23 protein-coding genes and 1 pseudogene are annotated in these 24046 nt (G+C 62.6%); 7 read left to right on the top strand and 17 right to left on the bottom strand.

Annotated features, from left to right (window positions below; genetic code table 11):
• Positions 1 to 32: 32 nt before the first annotated feature.
• The 4 genes from E3T27_RS02140 to E3T27_RS02125 form a co-directional block, all read right to left on the bottom strand.
• Complete coding sequence (locus E3T27_RS02140; protein WP_104197309.1) at positions 33 to 1379, bottom strand: dihydrolipoamide acetyltransferase family protein; 1347 nt, start codon at positions 1377 to 1379, stop codon at positions 33 to 35.
• A 37-nt stretch (positions 1380 to 1416) separates the two neighbouring features.
• On the bottom strand, positions 1417 to 2421 hold the full coding sequence (locus E3T27_RS02135) for an alpha-ketoacid dehydrogenase subunit beta (RefSeq protein ID WP_134571412.1): 1005 nt from the start codon (positions 2419 to 2421) through the stop codon (positions 1417 to 1419).
• Positions 2421 to 3512, bottom strand: a complete 1092-nt coding sequence (locus tag E3T27_RS02130; RefSeq protein WP_104197307.1) for a thiamine pyrophosphate-dependent enzyme — start codon at positions 3510 to 3512, stop codon at positions 2421 to 2423. The genes E3T27_RS02135 and E3T27_RS02130 overlap by 1 nt, the downstream gene beginning before the upstream one ends.
• 94 nt (positions 3513 to 3606) lie before the next feature.
• Positions 3607 to 4713 (bottom strand): histidinol-phosphate transaminase, encoded by a 1107-nt coding sequence (locus E3T27_RS02125; RefSeq protein ID WP_134571411.1) that lies wholly within the window; start codon positions 4711 to 4713, stop codon positions 3607 to 3609.
• Positions 4714 to 4801: 88 nt separating this feature from the next.
• On the opposite strand from E3T27_RS02125, the gene E3T27_RS02120 reads away from it, so the two are divergent.
• Positions 4802 to 5194: a phage holin family protein gene (locus E3T27_RS02120; RefSeq protein ID WP_104197305.1), complete on the top strand. Its 393-nt coding sequence runs from the start codon at positions 4802 to 4804 to the stop codon at positions 5192 to 5194.
• Between the two features lie 22 nt (positions 5195 to 5216).
• On the opposite strand, the gene E3T27_RS02115 is transcribed toward E3T27_RS02120, so the two are convergent.
• Both E3T27_RS02115 and E3T27_RS02110 read right to left on the bottom strand, forming a co-directional pair.
• The gene (locus tag E3T27_RS02115; protein WP_134571410.1) at positions 5217 to 6683 is read right to left on the bottom strand and encodes an alpha/beta hydrolase; all 1467 of its coding nucleotides are present in this window, start codon (positions 6681 to 6683) and stop codon (positions 5217 to 5219) included.
• Entirely contained in the window at positions 6671 to 6961 is a 291-nt protein-coding gene (locus E3T27_RS02110; protein ID WP_104197303.1) for a hypothetical protein, read from the bottom strand. Before E3T27_RS02110 ends, E3T27_RS02115 begins: the two co-directional genes overlap by 13 nt.
• Positions 6962 to 7079: 118 nt before the next feature.
• On the opposite strand from E3T27_RS02110, the gene E3T27_RS02105 reads away from it, so the two are divergent.
• Positions 7080 to 7616 carry a low molecular weight protein-tyrosine-phosphatase gene (locus E3T27_RS02105; protein WP_241992074.1) on the top strand — a complete coding sequence of 179 codons (537 nt, stop codon included), beginning with the start codon at positions 7080 to 7082 and terminating at the stop codon, positions 7614 to 7616.
• A complete protein-coding gene (gene purB / locus E3T27_RS02100) occupies positions 7613 to 8995 on the top strand; it encodes an adenylosuccinate lyase (protein WP_134571409.1) in 1383 nt (460 codons plus the stop codon). The genes E3T27_RS02105 and purB overlap by 4 nt, the downstream gene beginning before the upstream one ends.
• 70 nt (positions 8996 to 9065) lie before the next feature.
• On the opposite strand, the gene E3T27_RS02095 is transcribed toward purB, so the two are convergent.
• The 11 genes and pseudogenes from E3T27_RS02095 to E3T27_RS02045 all read right to left on the bottom strand — a co-directional run bounded on the left by E3T27_RS02095 (position 9066) and on the right by E3T27_RS02045 (position 18521).
• Positions 9066 to 9335 (bottom strand): hypothetical protein, encoded by a 270-nt coding sequence (locus tag E3T27_RS02095; protein ID WP_104197301.1) that lies wholly within the window; start codon positions 9333 to 9335, stop codon positions 9066 to 9068.
• A complete protein-coding gene (locus tag E3T27_RS02090; protein WP_166786066.1) occupies positions 9332 to 9958 on the bottom strand; it encodes a hypothetical protein in 627 nt (208 codons plus the stop codon). The genes E3T27_RS02095 and E3T27_RS02090 overlap by 4 nt, the downstream gene beginning before the upstream one ends.
• 105 nt (positions 9959 to 10063) lie before the next feature.
• On the bottom strand, positions 10064 to 11491 hold the full coding sequence (gene dnaB / locus E3T27_RS02085) for a replicative DNA helicase (RefSeq protein ID WP_369831152.1): 1428 nt from the start codon (positions 11489 to 11491) through the stop codon (positions 10064 to 10066).
• 458 nt (positions 11492 to 11949) lie between these two features.
• Positions 11950 to 12399, bottom strand: coding sequence for a 50S ribosomal protein L9 (gene rplI / locus E3T27_RS02080; RefSeq protein WP_092110565.1), 450 nt, complete (start codon positions 12397 to 12399; stop codon positions 11950 to 11952).
• 9 nt (positions 12400 to 12408) lie between these two features.
• Positions 12409 to 12672: a 30S ribosomal protein S18 gene (rpsR, locus tag E3T27_RS02075; RefSeq protein WP_035835236.1), complete on the bottom strand. Its 264-nt coding sequence runs from the start codon at positions 12670 to 12672 to the stop codon at positions 12409 to 12411.
• A gap of 49 nt (positions 12673 to 12721) precedes the next feature.
• Positions 12722 to 13240, bottom strand: a complete 519-nt coding sequence (locus tag E3T27_RS02070) for a single-stranded DNA-binding protein (protein WP_104197299.1) — start codon at positions 13238 to 13240, stop codon at positions 12722 to 12724.
• A gap of 258 nt (positions 13241 to 13498) precedes the next feature.
• A pseudogene (gene rpsF / locus E3T27_RS16865) lies at positions 13499 to 13867 on the bottom strand (30S ribosomal protein S6); the annotation flags it as partial.
• Positions 13868 to 14019: 152 nt separating this feature from the next.
• Positions 14020 to 15360: an ABC transporter substrate-binding protein gene (locus E3T27_RS02060; protein WP_134571407.1), complete on the bottom strand. Its 1341-nt coding sequence runs from the start codon at positions 15358 to 15360 to the stop codon at positions 14020 to 14022.
• Between the two features lie 42 nt (positions 15361 to 15402).
• Positions 15403 to 16233, bottom strand: a complete 831-nt coding sequence (locus E3T27_RS02055) for a carbohydrate ABC transporter permease (RefSeq protein ID WP_104197296.1) — start codon at positions 16231 to 16233, stop codon at positions 15403 to 15405.
• Positions 16220 to 17101, bottom strand: a complete 882-nt coding sequence (locus tag E3T27_RS02050; RefSeq protein ID WP_104197295.1) for a carbohydrate ABC transporter permease — start codon at positions 17099 to 17101, stop codon at positions 16220 to 16222. Before E3T27_RS02050 ends, E3T27_RS02055 begins: the two co-directional genes overlap by 14 nt.
• A complete protein-coding gene (locus E3T27_RS02045) occupies positions 17091 to 18521 on the bottom strand; it encodes a CCA tRNA nucleotidyltransferase (RefSeq protein ID WP_134571406.1) in 1431 nt (476 codons plus the stop codon). Before E3T27_RS02045 ends, E3T27_RS02050 begins: the two co-directional genes overlap by 11 nt.
• 176 nt (positions 18522 to 18697) lie before the next feature.
• Here E3T27_RS02045 and E3T27_RS02040 point away from each other — a divergent pair, with 176 nt between their 5' ends.
• From E3T27_RS02040 to trxA, 4 genes are all read left to right on the top strand, one after another.
• Positions 18698 to 20920: a DUF6049 family protein gene (locus E3T27_RS02040; protein ID WP_166786065.1), complete on the top strand. Its 2223-nt coding sequence runs from the start codon at positions 18698 to 18700 to the stop codon at positions 20918 to 20920.
• Entirely contained in the window at positions 20913 to 22538 is a 1626-nt protein-coding gene (gene murJ / locus E3T27_RS02035; RefSeq protein WP_134571404.1) for a murein biosynthesis integral membrane protein MurJ, read from the top strand. Before E3T27_RS02040 ends, murJ begins: the two co-directional genes overlap by 8 nt.
• A 183-nt stretch (positions 22539 to 22721) precedes the next feature.
• Positions 22722 to 23693 (top strand): thioredoxin-disulfide reductase, encoded by a 972-nt coding sequence (gene trxB / locus E3T27_RS02030; RefSeq protein WP_134571403.1) that lies wholly within the window; start codon positions 22722 to 22724, stop codon positions 23691 to 23693.
• Between the two features lie 10 nt (positions 23694 to 23703).
• Positions 23704 to 24027: a thioredoxin gene (gene trxA, locus E3T27_RS02025; protein ID WP_104128743.1), complete on the top strand. Its 324-nt coding sequence runs from the start codon at positions 23704 to 23706 to the stop codon at positions 24025 to 24027.
• Positions 24028 to 24046: the final 19 nt, after the last annotated feature.

Below are 24046 nucleotides of genomic sequence, written 5' to 3'. Positions count from 1 at the left end.
ATGATTGTCAAAACCATTAGCGGGCGAGCTTCCTATTCGAGCAGCAGTGCCGGCTCCTCGATGATGCTCGCGACGTCGGCCAGAAAACGACTCGCAACGTCACCGTCGACGACGCGATGGTCGAAGCTCGCGCCGATCGTGGTCACATACCGAACTCGCACCTCACCATCGACGACCCACGGCTTCTGCTTGATCGTGCCGAGGGCCACGATTCCGGCCTCTGGCGAGTTGAGGATGGGAGTACCGGTGTCCATGCCGAACACGCCGATATTGGTGATCGTGATCGTGCCATTGCTCATCTCGGCCGGGCTGGTCTTACCGTCGCGCGCGGTCATGGTGAGTTTCTCGAGGGACGCCGCAAGCTCGAGCAGGCTCATGTCCTGCGCTTCTTTGATGTTCGGAACGATCAGCCCGCGCGGGGTCGCTGCTGCGATGCCGAGATTCACGTAGTGCCGCACGATGATTTCCTCATCGGTGAAGGTCGAGTTCACCGTGGGGTTGCGCCGCACGGCCCAGATCATGGCCTTGGCCATGATCAACAGGGGCGACACGCGAATGCCGGCGAAGTCCGTGGACGCCTTGAGTCGTTTGACGAATTCCATGGTGCGGGTGGCGTCGACGTCAACAAACAAGCTCACATGCGGGGCGGTGAAAGCGCTCTTCACCATTGCCTGCGCGATGGCTTTACGCACACCCTTCACGGGAATGTGTTCGTCGCGATCGACCGGCCATTCCGGCGTCTGAATGTTGCGGAACACGCTGGTCTGGGTCGCGCCGCGCACCACGTCCTCGCGAGTCACGTCGCCGACCGGTCCGGTCGCTTCGACGAGGGAGAGGTCGACACCGAGGTCCTTGGCGAGTTTACGAATGGGCGGCTTGGCCATGACCGGTCCAACGGATGCCGCGCGCCGGGTCGGTTCCAAAGCCTCGACGCGCGCGCGCGCCGGGGCTTTTGGCGCAAGTGTCTCGTGGGCGACGCTCGCGGCGGTGTGCCGACGCCGACGGGTCGGCATGGTAGCGGCGGCGCCGCGGCCGACGAGCACCGGTTCCGGGGCTTCGTCGATGATGCTGGTGCTCGCGTCCACGGTCATCTGGTCAGCGGAACCAGTGTCGGCGGCATCCGCTGCCGCTGAACTGGCATCGGGATTGATCGTGATGATGAGGGTACCCACGTCGACGGTCGTGCCCGCCGCGACCAGAATCTCCGCGACCACGCCCACGAACGGCGACGGCAGCTCGACCAGGGACTTAGCCGTTTCGATCTCGACCAGAACCTGGTTGATCGTCACGGCGTCGCCGGGCGCGACCTTCCACTCAACGATTTCAGCCTCGGTCAGGCCTTCGCCGACATCGGGGAGAGTGAACTTCGACACGCTCATACTGTGCCTTTCCTGCTGCTGGTAAAAGTGAGCATGATCAGTAGGCGAGAACGCGGTCGACAGCTTCCAGCACCCGATCGGGGCTGGGCAGAAAGTGCGTCTCGACGGCGGCCGGTGGAAACGGTGTGTCAAAGCCAGAGACCCGCAGCACGGGCGCTTCGAGCGTGTAGAACGATCGCTCGGCGACCGTGGCGGCAATCTCACTGCCGACACTCACGAAGCCGGGCGCCTCCTGGGTGACCACGAGGCGGCCGGTCTTCTGCACGGAACCCAGAATCGGTCGATAGTCGATCGGGGAGATCGAACGCAGGTCGATGACCTCGAGGCTGATGCCCTCCGCGGTGGCGAGTTCGGCCGCCTGGAGCAGCACGCTGACCATTGCGCCGTGACCGACGACGGTGACGTCGGTGCCGGCCCGAACGACGCGACTGGCGTGCAGCGGTGTTCCGCTTTCATCAAAGCGCACCTCACCCTTGGGCCAGTAGCGGCTCTTGGGCTCGAAGAAGATCACCGGGTCGTCACTGGCGATGGCCTCCTGCATCATCCAATAGGCATCGTGCGGATTGGAGGGGCTGACCACACGCAAGCCGGGAGTGTGCGCGAAGTAGGCTTCCGGGCTCTCCTGGTGGTGCTCAATCGAGCCGATGTGTCCGCCGTAGGGAATACGGATGACCACCGGCATGATGAGCCCGCCTTCGTGGCGGTTGCGCATGCGTGCGAGCTGGCTGGTGATCTGGTCGAAGCCGGGAAAAACGAATCCGTCGAACTGAATCTCGCAGACCGGGCGAAACCCGCGCATGGCCAGGCCGATTGCCGTACCGATGATGCCGGATTCGGCGAGCGGCGTATCGAGCACCCGCTTGTCACCGAATTCGGCGATGAGGCCCTCGGTGACCCGGAATACTCCACCGAGGGGGCCGATGTCCTCGCCCATCAGCAGAACTCTGGGGTCGTCGAGCATTGCGCGACGCAGCCCGGCGTTCAGAGCCTTGGCCATCGGTAGCGAAGCGGAAGCCACGCTCGTGTCTAGTGCAGCGGTCATCAGTTCTTGCCCTCGTCGAAAGATGCTTCGTAGCGTTCCAGCCAGGCTTTTTGCTCAGCCACCAGCGGATGCGGTTCGGCGTAGACGTTGTCGAAGATCACCGATTGCTCCGGACCGGTGATCTCGAGAGCACGACGACGGGCGTCGGCGGCGAAATCGGCCGCTTCGTCATCGACGTCGTCGAGGAATTGCTGCTCGACGCCCAAGCCCTTCAGGTAGCTGCGAAAGCGCACGATCGGGTCGCGGGCCACCCAGTAGGCGAGTTCCTCCGGGTCGCGGTATTTGGTCGGATCATCGGCGGTCGTGTGGGCGCCGACCCGGTAGGTGAGTGCCTCGATCAGCGACGGGCCGTGGCCGGCGCGAGCGTCGTCCATCGACTTTGCCGTGACGGCGAAGCTCGCGAGCACATCATTGCCGTCGATCTGGGTGCCCGGCATGCCGAAGCCAGCGGCACGCAGGTACAGCGGCGTACGGGACTGCCGGGCGACGGGCACCGAGATCGCCCAGTGGTTGTTCTGCAGAAAGAACACCTGTGGCGTCTGGTAGCTCGCCGCGAAAACGAGCGCCTCGTTGGCGTCGCCCTGCGATGATGCTCCGTCGCCGTAGTAGACAATGACGGCCTGATCGGTCTCTGCGTTGCCGGTCGCGGTCGAACCGTCGAGCTGCATGCCCATGGCATAGCCGGTGGAGTGCAGGGTCTGCGAGGCGAGTACGAGGGTATAGAGGTGAAAGTTTCCGTGCTCTTCGGGGACCCAGCCGCCGAGGGTGACACCGCGCAGCATCCGCAGAATATCCACGACGTCAAGGCCACGGATCATGCCGACCACGTGCTCCCGATAAGAGGGAAACACATGGTCCTGCGGCCGGGTGGCGTAGGCGGATCCCACCTGCGCGGCCTCCTGGCCGTGGCTTGGAACCCAGAGAGCGAGCTGGCCCTGACGCTGCAGATTGGCTGCCTCGGTGTCGAACTTCCGCACCACGACCATGTCCCGATAGAAACGTCGGTAGTCAGCTTCGGTGAGGCGGTCGAGGTAGGGCAGAAACTCTTCAGCGGCGGCGCTCGGTTCGAACACCCCGGTCGAAGAAATCATGCGCACGCACGTCTCGGTCCCATCGAGACCAAAAGGTGTGGGCGCTGCAGCAATGCGTGACGCAATTGCTTCGTTTCGAGTGGCTGACACCGTACTAACCTATCTTCCGAGCCGGGTGGCCGACGGGAAGCGCGTCGACAAGATCCGCGCTCATTACTAAGAGTGTCGCTACAGCCTGCTCTTCACCGATCGAGATCCGAATACCTTCAAGCGCGAAGGGACGCACCACCAGGCCAGCTTCGCTGAGGGCCTCGGTGATACTGGTTGTTTCGGCGCCGGTGGGCAGCCAGAGAAAGTTGCCTTGGGGTACCGGGATGTTCCAGCCCTGGTCGATCAGCGCCTGCCAGGTCGCATCGCGACGCGCGGCGATGACTCGGACCCGATCAAGCAACTCTTTCTCGGCCAGGAGGGAGGCGATAGCGGCAGCCGCGGCCTGCGCGGTAACCGAGAGGGGGATCGCAGTCGAACGAGCGGCGTTCAGAATGTCCACGGGACCGAGCGCGTAACCAACCCGCAGCCCGGCGAGGCCGTAGGCCTTTGAAAAGGTGCGGAGAACGACAAGGTTGGGGTAGCGGGCCAGCAGTGGCGGGCCGTTGACGGCATCCGCTTGGGTAACGAACTCGATATATGCCTCATCGAGAATGACCAGCAGGTCGGTAGGGACGACGGCCATGAAAGCCTCGAATTCGTCCTTGGTCACGATCGTGCCGGTGGGGTTGTTCGGTGAGCACACGATGACGACCCGGGTGTTGTCGCTGATCGCGGCGGCCATTTCGGGCAGGTCATGGGCGTGATCGGGGCGGTTGGGCACACGCACACTGACAGCACCGGCGACGGTTACGAGTGAGGGATAGGCCTCAAACGACCGCCAGGAGTAAAGCACTTCATCATCCGGGCCAGCAGCAGCGAGAATGAGTTGGGCCAGCAAGGCCACCGAACCGGAACCGATGTGCACCTGATCGACGCCGATGCTGTACTTGGCGGCGAGGTGCTCGCGCAGAACCAGCGCCGAGGAATCCGGGTACCGGTTGTAGGCCGTTTCGGCCGTGACCGCAGCGATAACCCCCGGCAGCGGGTCGAACGGGTTCTCGTTGCTGGAGAGCTTATAGGCACTGGCATCGGCCGGTTTGCCTTGCTTGTAGGCCGGGAGGGCGACAATCTCCGGGCGCAGGCGGACGGAGGGTCGGTCTGAGAGGCTCACTCGGTGAGTCTACGCCCGGATATATTCGCGATGACGAATGAATGTTTGTCGGACTTTCGCCCGCCGCGAGCCGGTGAGATAGTGGGGCATGGCAAGATTTCTGATCCAACTGATCGTCAACGCGGTAGCCCTGTGGTTCACCGCACTGCTCGTGACCGGCGTGCACGTCACGCCTTACGCGCCGGATGTCGGTGCCAGCGTGCTCACCTATCTGCTCCTTGCGCTGATCTTCGGCTTCGTGAACACGGTGGTCGGCGGTGTGCTGCGTGTCGTGGCTTTTCCGCTGTACGTTTTGACGCTGGGTCTGTTCTCACTCATCGTCAACGGACTGCTCCTGTTGCTGGTGGCGTGGCTCTCCGGGTTTCTGGGGTTCGGCCTTATCGTCGACGGTTTCTGGTGGGGCGTGCTTGGCGCACTCGTTCTCGGCATTGTTTCCTGGCTGCTCGGTCTCATTCTGCGCCCGGTCACCGCGCGTAACTGATCGGGCCGCACCCGCACGCGTCCTACTGTTGCGCAGGGCCCCCCGGCAAGCGGACACCGCGCCACAACACGGCCTCACCCGGTTCGCTTCCCATGATTCCGGTCACAGTGGACCGAAAGCCGCTGAGGTTGTCTTCCGGCGAGGCGTCAATGATGTGCGCCGTCTCCTGATAGGTATCGAGATCGTGAGCAGGCAGCACAGTCCCGGGTAGCGGCTCCTGCACAGCAAACGCTTCGCGCCGAACGAGGAGTCGATCGTCGGAATCGAGCAAGCTGGCGCCGCCTATAGCGGTCACGACGTCATCGGTGTGTTCTACCGTCATCGTGGCCACGCCAGGTGGCACCGGAACTCTCGATTCGGGTGCCCCAAAGGTTGCGACCGCCTGCACATTGAACCAGGTGTACGCCGCAACCTGGGTCGCGACCAGCCCGCCCTGAGAATGGCCGGCAAGGACAACCGGATCGGACGGTGCGATTCCAGCCGCTTTCATAGCGTCGATGACAGCCGAGAAGGAGCCCGCATTCTGACGGGCAACCGCAGCAATGTTTGCTGTGAGGTCCCACGGTTCAGTCGACGCGACAGGGTCCCAATCGACCGTTCCACCGACGTAGACCGCCCAGGAAGGGTTGTCAAGTGTGCCGTATTTCTCGATGCGCACCTGCGGCTTACCCGGGACGGCTCTCGGTATGCGCGCCGCCAGGTCACCGACCCCTGTTGGTGGAGTCGCTCGCGTTGGTGCTCCCACCGCCGCAGCCGTCACCGGACCTTCCTGAAGGAGACCCAGGGCGCGCGCCGCAGCCACAACCCCGAGGGCGGTCTGGGAAACGCCGATCAGTCCTAATCCCTCATCGCCGAATGTACGACCAACAATTCGCGGCATCCCTCCAAGACCAGCGGCGGCATCGTCGATTGATGAGGCCGCTATCCGAACGAGCATCACCACGGCCGGGTTGGTGAGCAAGCGAGGGCTGATCTGCACTCCACCGACTGAGTCGCTCTGCACCGCTGACGGAGATTGCGTGGTTCCGTAACGGCGCATCAGTTCGAGGGTGAGAATCCCGGTCAGGGCGACACCGACCGGCGTGCTGTACAGCGCCAACAAACAGGCACGAACAAGACTGCCAAGACCGTGAGCCATGTCTGCGGCACTAAGCAGCGCGAGTTTTTGCGCCAGTCGCTCCGCATAGCCATAATTTCGGGCTGCTGCCCGGAGATAACTCGCGACGTCCGAACACAGCGTCGCGAGTTGCTGGAGCCTGCCGGCCGCCTGCAGAAGATCCGGCCAGGGATCCTGTCCAAGCCAGTTCGCCGGCCACATCGGATCCAAATTTCGAATGCGATAGGCGCGGTTAGCCCAGTCGGCGGCATCGTCGTGGAGTGCATCCACGAATTGGGACTGAGCCAGAATGGCATCCGTTGCCACGATGGCGGTGCCACCCACCGAGACAACCAGGTCACCGTCTTCCAAGCCATCACTCACGCTCGACACATCTGCTCCTCCTCGTGAATGTGACTTCGAACACTGGCGAGCGCCTCATCGAGATAGTGCAAAACCACATCGACGTCTCCGAGCATTTCGGCCACACGGCACGAGTATTCGCGCTGCGAGCGCGAACTCCAGACATCACTGGGGTCGAGCATGCTCAGGTGTCGACGGCCCGCTGTTATATCTGCGTACAGCGCAAAGAGAAGATCCCGCTGGGTGCGCAACATGGCCAGACGTTCAGAACGACTCTGACCGTGCAACAGCATCTCCACACCGTCCATGACACCTCCTCGTCAGGGATGATCGTCGCAGAATGAGCGATTCTGCCGGCTGACCCGCGCGCAATCTGTGCACAGACACCAAAAACTGGGCGTGTGGAGAAGACGAAACTGCTCCACAATGGACAGCATGCCCTTCGCGTCTCTCACCCCCGATGAGTCGACGCCGTTTCGAATCATTTTCGTCTGTACGGGTAACATCTGCCGATCGCCCATGGCCGAGGTCGTGCTTCGCGACCTCGTCACGAAGCTTGGTCTTGGTCGTCTCATCGCGAGCAGTTCAGCTGGGACCGGAGACTGGCACGTGGGTGAGCAAGCCGACGGTCGCACGATCACGGCCCTGGCCAAGCGCGGCTACGACGGCAGCCACCATCGGGCCCGACAGTTTGACCCGCTGTGGTTCGCTGAGCACGACCTTGTCGTCGTCCTCGACCGCAGCCAGGAGCGCATCCTGCGTAACTGGGCACTGGAGGATCGCGATCGCTCCAAGGTGCGCCTGCTGCTGAGCTTTGACGCCGAGCAGGCCGCCCTGTTCGACGTGCCAGACCCGTACTATTCCGACGATGCGTTGTTTGACGCCGTATTGGGCATGATTGAGAGGGCAAGTCACGCACTTGTGAAACAACTTGCACCCGCAATTCGACAGGGAGTCCAATGAGTCACCTACCCGTACAGGTTTTGAGCCCACTAGATGGCCGCTATCGAGCCGCCGTTTCCGATCTGGGCGAGTTCCTGTCCGAGGCCGGTCTCAACCGCGCCCGTGCGCGCGTCGAGGTGGAGTGGCTGATCACCCTCACCGACCGCAGTCTGTTTGGTTCCGCGCCCCTCAACACCCAACAGAAGCTCGCCCTGCGCTCCCTCGTGACCGACTTCGGTCAGGCCGAGATTGACGAACTGGCCACGCTTGAGGCGACCACCCGTCACGACGTCAAGGCCGTCGAATACCTCGTTCGTCGACGCCTGGGAACGCTAGGCCTCGGTCACATCAGCGAACTCACCCATTTTGCCGCCACCAGCGAAGACATCAATAACCTCTCCTACGCCCTGACCGTTCGTGACGCCGTCCAGACCGTCTGGCTACCTAAGCTGAGCTTGGTCATTGATGCGCTGCGCAGAAACGCGCTCGAATTTCGAGCGGATGCAATGCTGGCGCGCACCCATGGACAGCCCGCGACGCCGACAACCATGGGAAAAGAACTTGCTGTGTTCGTTTACCGGCTCGAGCGCATCGTGCGTCAGATCAATGCCGGTGAGTATTTGGGCAAGTTCAGCGGCGCTACCGGAACCTTCGCCGCGCACGTGACTGCGGAGCCCTCTGTCGACTGGCCTGCGCTGTCACGCGAGTTCGTCGAGGGCCTTGGTCTCGGGTGGAACCCACTCACGACCCAGATCGAATCGCATGACTGGCAGGCCGAGCTGTATTCGCGCACGTCCCACGCGAACCGCATTCTGCACAACCTGGCCACCGACATCTGGACCTATATTTCTATTGGCTACTTCCGCCAGATCCCCCAGGTTGGCGCCACCGGTTCTTCCACGATGCCGCACAAGATCAATCCGATTCGATTCGAAAACGCGGAGGCCAACCTCGAACTGTCCTGCGCCATCCTGGACTCGCTCGCGGCGACTCTCGTGACCAGCCGCCTGCAGCGTGACCTCACCGACTCGACCACCCAGCGCAATATCGGTGTCGGCTTTGGGCATTCATTGCTCGCGCTTGATAACATTCTGCGGGGCCTGGGCGAGATTGATATTGACCGTGCGCTTCTCGCTAGCGACCTCGACTCCAACTGGGAAATTCTGGGAGAGGCGATTCAGACCGTGATTCGTGCCGAGGTCTCGGCGGGGCGCTCATCCATTGAAGACCCATACGCGCTGCTCAAGGAGCTGACCCGCGGTAAGCGAATCACGAGCGCCGACCTCGCCGAGTTCGTGTCAGCCCTCGACATCGGCGCCGCGGCCAAGGCCCGGCTCCTGGCCCTGACCCCGGCCAGCTACGTCGGTCTCTCCGACGCCTTGGTTGATTATCTGCCCTGATCAGCCGCCGGCTACACAAGAGCACCGTCATCGAAACCGATGACGGTGCTCTTGTGTAGCCGCACGTTGGCTAGTGACCGTTTTGCTCATCAAGGTCACTTTGCTCCGACGCGTTCGGTTTCATACCGAGCACGAGCATCGCGATCACCACGAGCGCCACGATAAACGTCACACCGAGCCCGATGACGGAGAGTATGAGTTCGCGTGTGGTCCCGAGAATGGTCAACCCGACGAAGAGGGCCATCCCGGCAGAGATTGCAAGCAATTCGACCGGCTTCAACCGATCAGAACGGCTCGGCTGGTGCGCCGGGTCGGGGGTACCAGGAGTCTTTTTGGTCACAGGGAGTCCAAATCATTGGTTGCGGTGTTCGCGGGGGCGGCGTCTGCTGGTGCCGTGGCATCAGAACGCTGTCGCGGAGAATCCCCTTTGAGGGACAGCCCGGCAATCGGCAGGAATACAACGAGAAAGACCAGGTAGGCGCCGAACAACCCGACCGAGACAACCGGGTTGGGCGGAAGCAATAGAAGGAGCAGGGCGAGTACCGCTGCGCCGATGCCGGTGAAGAGCCAGTCCTTGGCGGGCAGGGGACGTGAGCGCACCCGGATGCCGGCATAGATTTCGAGCAGACCAGTGACGGCTCCCCAGACGCTCACGACGAAGAGAAAAAGCCCGTGTCCACCCGTGTGGAAAGCGAGGGCCAGCGCCCCAGCAATCATGCTCACGACGCCATGAATGAGAAACAGGCTGCGGTCGATGGTAACGGTCAGGGAGCGAGGCCCGACCAGCACGAGAAGCAGGCCGCTCGCCAGGGCGAATGCGCCGAAAACGATGAGACCCAGCTGCGCGGAGTGATCGCGGTTGAATGTGATGATGATGGCTGGGATGACTGCGATCATGGCGCGCCCGACGGGCACGGCCCAATAGCGGGGCCCGACGCTTGATGGTACCTGCGCGTTCGCCACGCACGACCTCTTTCGTTGCAAGGTTGGACAGTTCTAGTCTACGCGGCGACACCGCCCAGATCTGCGAGCGGGCTGCACGTGCTGATGCCCCGAGCGCGGTGCGAACTACCCGCCCGCCACCATGTCGGCGAAGCGCGAGTAGTGTCCGTGAAAGGCAACCGTGACGGTGCGCGTCGGGCCGTTACGGTGCTTGGCCACGATGAGGTCGGCCTCGCCGGCACGCGGGTTGTCTTTCTCGTAGGCGCTTTCGCGGTGAAGCAAAATAACCATGTCGGCATCCTGCTCGAGTGAACCCGACTCACGAAGGTCAGAAATGGCCGGCATCTTGTCAGCGCGCTGCTCTGGCCCACGGTTGAGCTGGGATAACGCAATCACCGGAACCTGCAGCTCTTTGGCGAGCAGCTTGAGAGCGCGCGAAAACTCGCTGACCTCTTGCTGGCGTGACTCGACTTTCTTGCCACTGGTCATCAGCTGCAGATAGTCGATGATGACCATCTTGAGGCCGACCCGCTGCTTGAGTCTGCGGCACTTGGCGCGGATCTCGACCAGGGTCATGTTCGGGCTGTCGTCGATGTAGAGCGGTGCGTCGTTGATGCGGCCGCGTGTAGCGGCAATCGTGGTCCAATCGCGCGCCTCAACGGTTCCTTTGCGCATGCTCTGGAGAGGAACGGAAGCCTCCGCCGCGAGCAGGCGCATCGCAATTTCGCTGCGCCCCATTTCAAGTGAGAAGAAGATGCTCGGCATATTGTGGTGGATGGACGCCGAGCGTGCAAAGTCGAGGGCGAGGGTGGACTTACCCAACGCCGGACGAGCCGCCACGATGATGAGCTGGCCACCGTGGAATCCGTTGGTCAGTTCATCGAGGTCGGCAAACCCCGTGGGGACGCCGCTCATCTGGCCGTCTTTGAGCTTGGCGGCCTCGATTTCTTCGATCGCCGCCGTCACAGCATCGGTGAGCGGAACGTAGTCCTCCGTCTGGGTCCCCCCGGTGACGGCATAGATTTCGGCCTGCGCGGTGTTGACGAGGTCGAGAACCTCCCCTTCTGCGGCGTAGCCCATCTGGGCAATACGGGTGCCAGCCTCGACCAGACGGCGCAGCAGCGCTCGTTCGGCCACGATGGTCGAGTAGAACCCCGCATTGGCAGCGGTGGGCACCAGGCTCGTCAGGGTGTGCAGGTAGTCCGCGCCGCCGGCCCGCGAAAGTTCACCGACTTTGGTGAGCTCATCGGTGACGGTGATCACGTCGGTCGGCTCGCCTTGGGCGTAGAGCGAGAGAATGGCGTCGAAGATGATCTCGTGCTTGGGGATGTAGAAGTCGCCGCCCCGCACGGTCTCGACAACGTCGGCAACAGCGTCTTTGCTGAGCATCATGCCACCGAGGGCGCTCTGTTCTGCGAGGAGATCGTGGGGCAGTGCTCGCTCCGACTTCCAGGCTTCAGCGGAACGCTCGTTGCGACCGGGTCCACCACTCGCTGACAAACCGTACTCATTTGACGCTGGCTGATTTGCCAGGCCCAGGTGAGCGATTGACACTCGGCACCTCTTTCTCTGTCGTTCTCATAGGTGTATCAGGGCCCACCGACACGAGACGGGACACACCAGCCTGAGCGAGATGCCGACACTGAATTACCCTAAAGAGCCAGCGGCACCCGCCACAAACCCCCCTGTGGATAACCTTGTGGATAATCTGCGCGAAACGCCGTGGAGATTGTGCAGAACCTGTGCACTCACCTGTGGACAAATATTAAAATTTGCCGAATAAAACTACTTTGATCAGGCTTTTTAATTACTCACATGGCTGTGAGTAAAGTACCTTCAATAAACCCTTGAACCTTGCCGATACGAATGCTCACCTGTGCACAAAAGCAGCGGGTCAATCCCCAAAAACGATCGTTAACGCCCCGTAGCGGGGGATTCCTTGAGGAATCCCCCGCTACGGGAGTAGGTGAAAGCTGCCGGCCGTACAGCACCGGACCCACCGAGGTGCGTTGTTACTTGGCGGCGACGACCACGAGGGTGATCGTGGCGCTGAGCTCGTCACGAAGACGAACCGTTGCCGTGTGCTCACCGGTCAGCTTGATCGCGGTGAGTTCGATCTTGCGCTTGTCGACCGTACCGAGGCCAGCGGCTGCGACGGCGTTAGCCACATCCGTGGTCTTGACCGAACCAAACAGACGCCCGCCGGCGCCGGCCTTGACGACCAGGGTGACCTTGGTGTTCTCAAGCTTGACCTTGAGTGCCTCGGCCTCTTCGAAGGTGGCGTGCTCGCGCGCTGCGCGGGCGGCCTTGATCTGCTCGATCTGCTTCTCGCCACCACGGGTCCACGCAACAGCGAAACCCTTGGGAACGAGATAGTTACGAGCAAACCCGTTCTTGACGTCTACGACGTCGCCGGGTGCACCGAGGCCGGAGACCTCATGCGTCAGAATCAATTTCGACATTTGGTTTCCTTACCGGCCTGAGCCTGCGTAGGGCAGCAAAGCCATTTCGCGAGCGTTCTTGACGGCACGGGCGATGAGGCGCTGTTCCTGGACGGAGACGCCTGTGATGCGGCGGGCGCGGATCTTTCCACGCTCGGAGATGAACTTGCGCAGGGTGGGGACATCTTTGTAATCGATGACACCAACCCGAATCGACTTCGCGGGAGCGGCGTTCTTGCCACCCTTAGCTCCGCGAAGCGGCTTGCGGCGGTCGCCGCTCGACTTTCCAGCCATGATTTCCTTACTTTCTCAAAAAAGATGTTAGCTACGCGCCAGGCGTGACTTAGAAGGGGGTCTCGTCGCTGAAGTTGCCTGGACTGTTCCAGACGTCTCCACCGGACGCTGCGGGCGCAGCCGCCTTGGCGGGGGCGCTGGGTGCCCACGGCTCATCGTTGCCCTGACCACCAACAGCGGGAGCGCCGCTGCGGGGGCCGGACGACTGCGCGCGAGTGAGGGAAGCGGTGGCGTAGCGCAGCGAGGGACCAATTTCGTCGATCTCGAGCTCCATGCTCGTGCGCTTTTCACCTTCCTTCGTCTCGTACGAACGCTGCTTGAGACGCCCGGAAGCGATGACACGCGACCCCTTGGTCAGTGAACCCGCCACGTGCTCGGCGAATTCACGCCAAACGCTCGCACGCAAAAACAGCGCATCGCCATCTTTCCACTCGTTAGCCGCACGATCGAATGTGCGCGGAGTGGAAGCGATGGTGAAGTTGGCAACCGCCAGCCCGTTCTGCGTGTAACGCAGTTCCGGGTCGCTGGTGAGGTTTCCCACCACGGTGATTACGGTCTCGCCGGCCATGGGCTACTTGTCGCTTGCCTTGTCGGCAACAGCGGCCGGAGCCGGAGTGGCCCTGGCAGCAGCAGGCTTGGCGGCAGCAACCTTCGCGGAGGGGACCGCGGTGGAGGCGGCAGCAACCGGAGTGGACGCGTCGACCTTGGCGGCAACCGGAGCAGCAGCGGCCGAAGCCTCGACTGCATCGGCGACGACAGGCTTCGCAGCAGCAGCAGCAACCTTGGCCGCCGGAGCGGCAGCGGCTGCGGCAGCAGCTTCAGCCTTGGCCGCGATGACCTTGGGGTTGGCAGCCTTGCGGGCAGCCTTCTCTGCGGCCAGCTTGGTAGCGACGACGACCTGGGCAATGCCCTCTTCGGCGCGGAGCACCTTGGTGCGCATGACTGCCTCGGACAGGCTCAGCTGGCGGTCGAGCTCGACCGTGGCTGAGGCGTTCGCGGTGAAGTCGACGACGGCATAAATGCCTTCGGTCTTCTTGTTGATCTCGTATGCGAGACGACGACGACCCCAGACATCAACCTTGTCAATGGTTCCACCATCGTTGCGAACAACGTTGAGAAACTTGTCAAGGCTGGGAGCTACGGTGCGCTCATCGATCTCGGGATCGAGGATAACCATTAGTTCGTACTGATGCATGACTAACCCACCTCCTTCGGACTAAAACGGCTACAGACTTTCTGTAACAGGAGGGTTGTGCATGTGCTGAACGCGGAGGCCAGGAATCCGGCACGCAGGCAACCTGCCCAGACTACCGGATACCGACTCGTTGCGCCAGTTGATCCGCCGGTCTACTCGGTCAGAGTCGCGTTTGCCGCGTTCTGGGCGGCGAGCACGCCCTGGTGCACCGGGATGCGACCGAGGAAGACCTCGTCAAGCAGTGGCCGCATGGCGTTCTCGGCGGCCGGCCAGCCAGCCCCGCGCGGCGCCGGCGCCGTTCCGGCAGCCAAAACGTCGTAGAACGGGCTGATGTCGACCTTCTCGGCGGCCCAGTAAGCAGCGTATGCCGGCTGCGCGGCCAGCACGGCCGGAGACGCTGCGCCGGACGCGCCGATGTATTCGGAGCCGGCAGCGCTCCCGAGCCATTCCAACACTCGCTGAGTTTCCGCCGGGCGCTCCGATGAAGCATTTCCGGCAGCAGCAATGCCATCGACTCCGCTGATCGCGCCGGCGGGACCGCTGGGAAGTCGCACGATGCCCCAGTCGAAGTTCGCCCCTGCACTCACATTGGCGAGGTTGTACACCCCGCTCTGGAACAGGGCCATCTTGCCCTGCAGAAACTGCTCGCGGCTGAAATCGCCGTTGGTGTTTGTATCGGCGGCCGACGGAGCGACGTGCCATTTGTTCATGAGATCGACGAGGTACTGGAATGACGTGAGGCCCGGGTCAGACGCGAAGGCATACTGATTCGATTCATCCTGGAACTCGGCGCCACCGGAGGCCAGATAGTTCAGCACCATCGCCTGCAGGTCGTAGCCAGCGTTGTAGCCGTATTGGCTGAGGTTGGAGCCGTCGAACGCTGCACTGTCGGCCGTATTCCCGTTGTAGTCCTTGGTGAGTTTCTGCAGCACGCTGATGAGGGTGTCAGTGTTCCCGGTGGGATCCCAAGTGAGCGCAGATACGTCTTCAACGCTCAGGCCGGCATCACCGAGCAGGTCGGCGTTGTAATAGACCGCTATGCCGGGGTCGGCCAGCTGCGGTACTCCCCACAGCGTGGCATCCCGGGTGTACTGAGCCACGACGGCTGGAACCCAGCCGGCCTGGGCATCCACTGGAATGGCGGTCGTAATGTCGAGCAGGGCGCCCGCGTCGGCATAGGCAGGATAGCTGCCTCCATCGACCCAGAACACGTCCGGGGCACTGTCACCGGCGACGTCGGTGCGCAGCTTCTCGAAGTAGTCGTTCCACGGCACGATCTCGACGTCGACATGGATGTCGGGATTGTCCTGTTCGAAGGCGGTGAAAGACTCTTCGTAGGCGGCAGCGACCTGTTCGTCCCACAGGCGCACGGTCACCGTTGTCGCCGTGTTTCCCGTGTCAGAGTCGAAGAAATTCAGTGCGGCGACAGCCCCGGTGATGACGAGCAGCACGGCGAGCGCGCCCGCAGCAATGATGGTGGAACGCTTGGCCATGATGTCCTTTGTTGACGGATCGAACCTCCCCAGTGGACCAGCCTACGCAGATCCCGTGATGGTGATCGACCGCACGAAGCTGCGCTGGAACATCAGGAACAGTGCAAGGAGCGGAACGAGCGCGAGCGTGGTGGCCGCCATCACGAGTGTCCAGTTGCCGTTGAACTGGCTTTGCAGGCTGGCTGTGGCCACGGTCACGACCCGCCATTCGGCACCGGTCGTGACCACGAGCGGCCACATGAAACTGTTCCAGTGGCTCACGATTGTGATGAGGGTCAGGGTAGCGATGATCGGGTGGGACAGCGGCACGACGATCTCGACCAACACGTCGAGCGTGTTCGCCCCATCGAGCCGGGCAGCATCGATGAGTTCCTGGGGAATTCCCCGAAAATATTCGCGCAGCAAAAAAATCGCATAAGGGGAAGCGAACGCGAATGGCAGCACGAGACTCCAAAACGAGTTGCGCAGCCCGGCCTCGGTCATCATGAGGTACAGCGGCACGACAAGCACGACCGGCGGAATCATCAGGGTCGACAGATACACCCAGAACAGCACCTGGCGACCGGGAAACTCGACCCGGGCGAAGGCATAGGCGGCGAGGATCGAGCAGATCAACTGCCCGACCAGAATCAGCACGGCCGCAAGTACCGTAATCAGGATGGCGCGCCCGAATTGGGCCGGACCGTTCAGCAGCAGCGCAAAGTTCTCCAGGGTGAACGGGTCAGGCCAGCTCAGCGCCGACTGCTGCGCGAACTGCCCACGCGTCTTGAACGCGGTCAAGATACTCAGCAGGAACGGGCCGAGGGTGAATACGGCGCCAAGGACCAGCACCAGGTAGACAGCGGCCGTGGTGGAGAATTTAGTCCATCTCATAGGTGACCCTCCGGCGAAAATAGAGCTGCTGGGCGAGGGTGATGACAACCAGGATGACCAGCAGGACGACGGCCATGACGGCCGCGCGTCCGAGGTCGAAGGCGTCGAAAGCTTCGTAGTAGATGCGCGCGGCCACAACATCCGTCGATCGTGCCGGGCCGCCCTGGGTGAGCGCGTACACCTGGTCGAAGACCTGAAAGGCCGAAATAACGGTGGTGACCAACACAAAGAACATCGTTGGACGCAATAGGGGCAGCTTGATGTGCCAGAACATCTTGGCCGCGCCGGCCCCGTCGATGCGGGCCGCCTCGAGAATCTGCCCGGGAATGTTGAGCAGCCCGGCCATGAAGAACAGGGTGACGTAGCCGACGTTGGTCCAGATCACCACTGCAGCCACGGCCGGCAGCGCCAGTGCGGGGTCACTGAGCCACTCGACGCGCTGCCCGAGCAGGGTGTTGAGTGCCCCGTCAGTGGGCGCGAGGATCCATTTCCACACCACTCCGAGAGCGAGTGGTGCGCAAATCCACGGCAGTACATAGACGGTGCGAAACCAGGCCGACCCCGGCAGACCGCGCGTAAGCAGAGTGGCCGCGGCGAGTCCGATCAGGGTTTGAATCGGGACCACGAGCGCGACAAAGATGAGCGTTACCAGCAGTGAATTTCCAAAGACACCGTCACTGAGAACGGATCGGTAGTTCTCGAGACCGACGAAGGTGATCGGGCCGATCAGGTCCCAGCTCTGAAAGCTGAGCCAGAGCACGACGAGCACCGGCAGCAGGAGAAAGCAGACTACGCCGAACAGACTGGGCGCGAGCAGGGCATAGCCGGTGATCGCACTGCGTCGACGCAGGCTGCCTTTACTGGACACGCTCCGCCCACCAGTGAGTCAAACGGCGGGTGGCTTCTTCCTCACCCAGCGGGCCGTCATCAAGTCGTTGCTCGAGCAGATAACGATAGGCCTCGCCCACCTCGCGCCCCGGTTTCACGCCAAGCACGACCATGATCTGTTCACCGTCGAGGTCGGGGCGCACGGCGCCGAGCTCTTCCTGCTCGTTCAGAGCGGCAATACGCTGTTCCAGGTCGTCGTACGCGAAACCGAGCCGGTCGGCCTTGCGCCGGTTGCGGGTCGTGACGTCGGCACGGGTGAGAATGTGCAGCCGTTCCAGCTGATCCCCAGCGTCGCGCACATATCGGCGGACGGCAGAGTCGGTCCAGGCTCCCTCGGTGTAGCCGAAGAAGCGCAGGTGCAACTCGATCAAGCGAGCGACAGCGTTGATGGTGTCATTGTCGAAGCGCAGGGCGCGCAGTCGCTTCTTCGCCAGCTTCGCCCCGACCACGTCATGGTGATAGAAGCTCACCACTCCACCCGGTTCGAGTTTGCGGGTGGCCGGCTTGCCGATGTCGTGCAGCAGCGCGGCGAGGCGCACAATCAGGTCGGGAGCCTCAAGGTTGCCGCGTGATTTCTCATAACCCATGGCCTGCTCCAGCACGGTGAGGCTGTGCTGGTACACGTCCTTGTGATGGTGGTGCTCGTCGATCTCCAATTGCAGCCCGGGAATCTCGGGGAGCACGATCTCGGCCAGGCCCGACTCCATGAGCACTTCGATGCCGGCGCGTGGGTCCTTCGAGACCAACAGTTTCGACAGTTCGTCACCGATGCGTTCGGCCGACACGATACGAATGCTGTCCCGCATCTTCTCCATGGCCAGCGCGGTGTCAAGGTCCAGTGTGAAACCCAGCTGCCCGGTGAACCGAGCCGCGCGCAGCATCCGCAGCGGATCGTCTCCGAAAGAAACCTCCGGAGTGCTCGGGGTGCGCAGTCGTTTGGCCAGCAGGTCGTCGATGCCGCCGGCCGGATCGACGAGCGTCAACTGGGGCAGGCGCAATGCCATCGCGTTGACGGTGAAGTCGCGGCGCAGCAAGTCGGCTTCCAGGTGGCGTCCGAACACGACGTCGGGCTTGCGGGTGGTGCCGTCGTAGCTGTCGGCTCGATAGGTGGTGATTTCCACGGTCTCGCCGGCCAGGCTGGCACCGATCGTGCCGTATGCCCGGCCGATGTCCCACTGCGCTTCCGACAGTGGCTTGACGAGCGCGAGGATCTGGTCGGGGGTTGCATCCGTGGTGAAATCCAGGTCGTGCAGTGGACGATCAAGGAACGCATCGCGCACCGGACCACCGACCAGAGCGAGTTCATGGCCGGCCAACGCAAATGCGTTCGCCAGACGGGATACCGTGGGAGTGGCAGCCAGGTCGCCCAGTCGTGCGAGGGCTGCCGCGACGCTCTGCATAAGCCCCATATTAGTTGGCATCCTGGGGCGCGCAGTCGCAGTGCAGGCCGCTCTAGGCCGGTACGCCGTAGAATCCCCTTATGGTGGCCGAGTCAGATCCCGCGCATCGGCCCGCGCTAACGGTTGCCGCGTGCGCTGCCGTGCGCCCGGCCGGACGCGGGTTAGGTCATCGGGGATTGCTTTCGATCACGGCGTTTCTGGCAGGATTGCTCACCTTGGCCGCCCTGATTTTGGCACCGACGTTCTCTCTTCCAGTGGCCCACTCCAACACGGAGAACAGCATGGTCACGAGCGCCGCAACCCCCGAAAACACCATTCGCGTCACCGTCTCTCCGACCACTTCGCCGCAATTGACGCCAGGCCAGGATCTGATTCTGACGGTGACCGTGCACAACAACACGGATGCTGACATTCCGACCGGCCGCATCGATGTGTACCTCGCGCAACTCGCGCTCACCACACGAGCTGCGCTCGATAGCTGGCTGCGGCCCAATGAGGACACAAACTCCGGCGACCAACTGGTGAGCGTGCCAACGACAGAAGTTATTCCGGCTCGTGCCAGCACGAACCTCAGCATCACGGTTCCGGCCGAGGCCATTGGATTGACCGGCCGAAACGCATGGGGATCCCGTGGGCTCGCCGCGACCCTCACTGTGGCTGACGTAATTCAGGCGCAGGGCCGCGGCACATTTGTCTGGTCGCAGGGCAGCGCCATCACCCCGGTCGAGCTGGCTTCCATCTTGCCGATCACGACCCCGGAAAGCGCGACCGGCCTGATCACCTCGAAGGCGCTCGAGGCGTACACAAGCTCGGTCGGTCTGCTCTCTCGCCAACTGGATGCCGCCATAGATACCCCTACGGCAACGATCGCCCTTGATCCGCAGATCATCGCCTCGATTCGCGTGCTCGGCACCGCAGCTCCGGCGTCGGCCGTGGCCTGGCTCGACCGCCTGGCCGGGGCGAGCAATGACATTTTTCCACTCGGTTACGCGGATGCTGACATCGCGTTGCAAGCGCAGGCCGGAGCCACGACGCTGCTCGCGCCAACCTCTTTCCTGTCGGCGATTGACGCCAATCTGTTTGTCGTGCCCTCGGCCGCACCAATCCCTGAACCCACGACCAGACCGACCGATGTGCCCAGCATCACGTCCCGTAACAGGGCCACAACTGCCCCCTCCCCAACGCCCACCCCGACTCCGACATTGGAACCCGGTGCAACGGTCATTCCCTCGACCAGTGACCTGTTGGCGTGGGATTACACGAGCACCGCGATCGGGTGGCCGGTCGCCGGGCACGTTGCGCGCACCGACCTCGGCGTGTTTGCCGCGAGCGGCCAAACCACGACCATCCTCTCCAGCGGCAACGTCGAACAATCCGACGTCTTCACCCCGAACGCCGCGTTCACTCTTCCGGGCGGGCTGGCCCTCGTCAGTGACTCCGTGCTCTCGACCGCCGTCCGTGCCGCCGCCGAGGCAACGACCGAGGACGAGTGGCGGGTCAACATCTCCGAAGCTGCTTCGCTTTTGGCGATCGTGTCTGCGGAGAACCCCAACGCGGCACGCACGATGTTGGTCACTTTCGATCGCAGCAGCCCGGCGAGTGCGACCCGGATCGCTCAGACCCTCGCGGCGCTCGATTCTACGGCTTGGTCGAACGCGGCTCCGCTGCAGTCAGCCGTGAACTCCGCCCCGGCCACCACGGTGACGTTTCACGACCAGGCCATTGACAGCAACCGGGTCACGCTCGCCCGCTCCCTGTTGCAGCGCGAGGGGGCGATCGCTGAATTCGCCACCATTTTGGCCGACCCTATCGCGTTCACCGCGCCGGCACGACTGAATTTGCTGGCCCTTCTGGACACGACCTGGGCTTCGCAGACAGCGGCCTGGGATATGCAGGTCCAGGCGAGCCTTGCTGCTTCCTTCGACCTGATTCACGCCGTGACCGTCACCACCCGTGGACCGATTATTGTGGTGGGCAGCAAGGTCGACCTCCGCATCACGCTCAATAACGCTTTGGACCAAGCCGTCACCGTGCGCGCGGAGATTGTGCCCTCCAACGGTCGACTCGTTGTCGGTGACACCCTCGAGACTATTATTCAGCCCAACTCCGCACAGGCGGTTTCCGTGCCGGTCAGCGCTGCCGTCGGTAACGGCGACGTCGTCTTGCGAGTCACTTTATTCACCCTGAACGGCACTCCGCTGGGCCAGCCGGCCCCCATCGACGTCAGCGTGCGCGCCGACTGGGAAGGAGTCGGCGCCAGCATCTTCGCGGTCCTCGTGGTCGGCTTCTTCGGTTTCGGCATCTGGCGTAACATCGTGCGCCGGCGCCGGGAACGCGCCGGTGAGGAATCCGCTACTGCAGGCGACAAGGTGTTGCCGGAAGAAAAATCCGATGTCTGACACCGTGACCGGAACCGGCGGAATCGGTCGAGCGAGTGCGTTCCTGGCCTCGGGCACGATCGTGTCGCGCATTCTCGGCTTCGTCAAGGTCATCGTGCTCGCCGCCATAATCGGCCAGTTCGGCGCCGCTGCCGACACTTTCGCGATCGCCAATCAGCTGCCGAATACGATCTATGTGATCGTCGCCGGCGGAATCCTGACGGCCGTTCTGGTTCCGCAAATCGTTCGGGCCAGCCTGCACGCCGACGGCGGCACGGCGTACATCAACAAACTGCTCACGCTGGCTTTGGTCGTGCTGTGTGCGACGACCCTCGCGGCTACCCTGTTGGCCCCGATCATCACCGGGTTCATCGGCTTGAACCTGCCACAGAACGAGAAGGACCTGGCCGTGGCATTCGCCTACTGGTGCCTTCCGCAAATGTTCTTCTATGGCCTCTACACGCTGCTGGGCGAAGTCCTCAACGCCCGCAAATCCTTCGGACCATTCACGTGGGTGCCGGTGCTCAACAACCTCGTAGCCATCGCCGGCCTGGTCGTTTTCGCGACTCTGTTTCGCCCCGACCCATTCGGTGATCGTTCGGCTGCCGAGATCACATCGGCCATGGTCGCCGTGCTGGGAGGCAGCGCCACCCTCGGCGTGATCACCCAGGCCGTCGTGCTGTTCTATTTTTGGCATCGCATCGGTTTGCGCTATCGCCCGGACTTCCACTTTCGCGGCGTCGGTCTCGGGGCCGCAGGAAAAATGGCGAGCTGGACCTTCGGCATGCTGCTGCTCACCACTTTCGCGGGCATCGTCGAAACGCAAGTCGTGACGCTGGCACACGGTAAGGCATCCGTTGCCGTTCTCGCCACCGCCTGGCTGATCTTCATGCTGCCGCACTCAGTCATCACGGTGTCGGTCGCGACGGCGTACTTCACCCGCATGAGCGAACATGCCGCACGCGGTAATTGGACTCTGGTAAAAACGGATGCCTCGAGCGCGATTCGGGGAACGTCGTTGGTGATCGTGCTCGCTGCGGCCGTCATTGCGGTCTGCGCCTACCCTTTCGCTGCCGTCTTCGTGGCACCATTCGACCAGGTGCAATCGATCGGCAACGTCATCATTGCGTTCATTCTGGGACTCGTGCCGTTCTGCGTGTTGTTCGTTGTGCAACGAACTTTTTACGCTCTCGGCGACACACGCACACCGTTTTTTTTCACCCTGTTCCAGGTCGTTCTGCTCGTCTGCGCCGTGGTGGCATGCGCGTGGCTGCCAACAGACTGGATTGCCGTGGGCATCGCCGGTTCAATCACTGTGACCGGCACGCTGCAGGCCATTCTGGCCGCGCTGCTCCTGCGCCGTCGAATGCACGGTATCGACGGGCGCCGTATTCTTCGCAGCCTGGTGAAATACCTGGTCGCCGTCATCATTCCGCTGGCTGCGGGTCTGACCCTCATGGTGATCCTGGGGGGCGGTGTCGAGAATGGCTTCGCGGTGTCCTCGAGGCTCTCGGCCATGGTCTCCATGGCTCTGATCGGTATGGTCATGGCCGCGAGCTACTTCGGCCTGCTGCTGCTCATGCGCAGCGACGAGCTCACAGCGTTCCTGACGCCCTTGCGTGAACGATTGCGCCGCTAAGTACCACCATGCGCGCAGTCGCCCCAGCGCCGGGGTGAAGGCTGCACCCGGTTTTACCCAACCCGTGCCGGTGCAGCGCATCCAAGCTGGGAAGCCATGGAATAGCAGCCGATTAGGATGTGTTGTATCGAAGCGTGAGGCGGGATATTGCCCGTCTTGCCCATTACTGCAAGGAGCGTGCGCGTGCGTCAGATCATCATCATCGGTTCCGGACCGGCCGGCTACACGGCGGCGATTTACGCCGCCAGGGCCAACCTCAAACCGTTTCTGGTCGCCAGTTCGGTGGAGGCCGGCGGTGAATTGATGAACACGACCGACGTCGAGAACTTTCCCGGCTTCCCGGAAGGCGTCCAGGGCCCCGACCTGATGACCAAAATGCAGGAGCAGGCGGAACGCTTCGGCACCGAGGTCGTCTATGACGACGTCGAATCTGTTGACCTGTCGGGACCCATCAAGACGGTCACCCTCGGCAACGGTGACGTTGAGCAGGCGCTCACGGTCATTTTTGCCACCGGTTCCGCTTACCGCAAGCTGGGCCTCAGTGATGAAGAACGTCTCTCCGGCCGCGGCGTCTCCTGGTGTGCCACCTGCGACGGTTTCTTCTTCAAGGGCAAAGAAATTGCCGTGATCGGCGGTGGAGACTCCGCTATGGAAGAAGCCACGTTCCTCACCCGGTTCGCCTCGAAGGTGCACGTCATCCACCGCAAAGGTGAATTGCGCGCATCGAAGATCATGCAGGAACGTGCCTTCGCAAACGACAAGATCGAATTCACTTGGAATTCCGAGGTCGTCGGCATCACCGGCACCGACGCTGTCGACGGCCTCACCCTGCGCGACACGGTCTCTGGAACCGAAACCAGCCTGCCTGTTGGTGGTGTGTTCGTGGCGATCGGCAACGATCCACGCACGCACCTCGTGCACAAGCAGCTCGACCTCACACCGGAAGGCACCATCGCCGTCGCGGGCCGATCCTCGCTCACCAGCCAGGCCGGCGTGTTTGCGGCGGGCGACGTGATCGACTCCAGCTACCGTCAGGCCATCACCGCAGCCGGCTCCGGCTGCGCGGCCGCTCTCGACGCAGAGCACTACCTCAGCACCCTTCCCCCTGCCTTGCTGGCCCAAGCCGGCGACACCGAACTCGCAACAGTTAACTAAGGAGCATCACATGACCGCACGATCCGTTACCGAAGCCAACTTCGAGCAAGAAGTCATCAACAACGAGAAGACCGTTCTGGTGGATTTCTGGGCCGAGTGGTGTGGCCCTTGCCGCGCCGTCAGCCCGATCCTCGACCAGATTGCAACCGAGAACGCCGACAAGCTCGACATCGTCAAGCTTAATGTCGACGAGCACCCCGCCTTGGCCGCGAAGTACCAGATCACCTCCATCCCCGCGATGAAGGTCTTCCAGAAGGGTGAGGTCGTCAAGACCGTCATCGGTGCCAAGCCGAAGCCGCAGCTCGAGAAGGACCTGGCCGACTTCCTCGTCTAAACCAGTTTCCACGCGATCA

The sequence above is a fragment of the Cryobacterium lyxosi genome (assembly GCF_004403345.1).
In the GTDB taxonomy this organism is placed as follows: domain Bacteria; phylum Actinomycetota; class Actinomycetes; order Actinomycetales; family Microbacteriaceae; genus Cryobacterium; species Cryobacterium lyxosi.
Note: the sequence above shows the minus strand (reverse complement) of the source record. Positions and strands in the feature narration are given on the sequence as shown.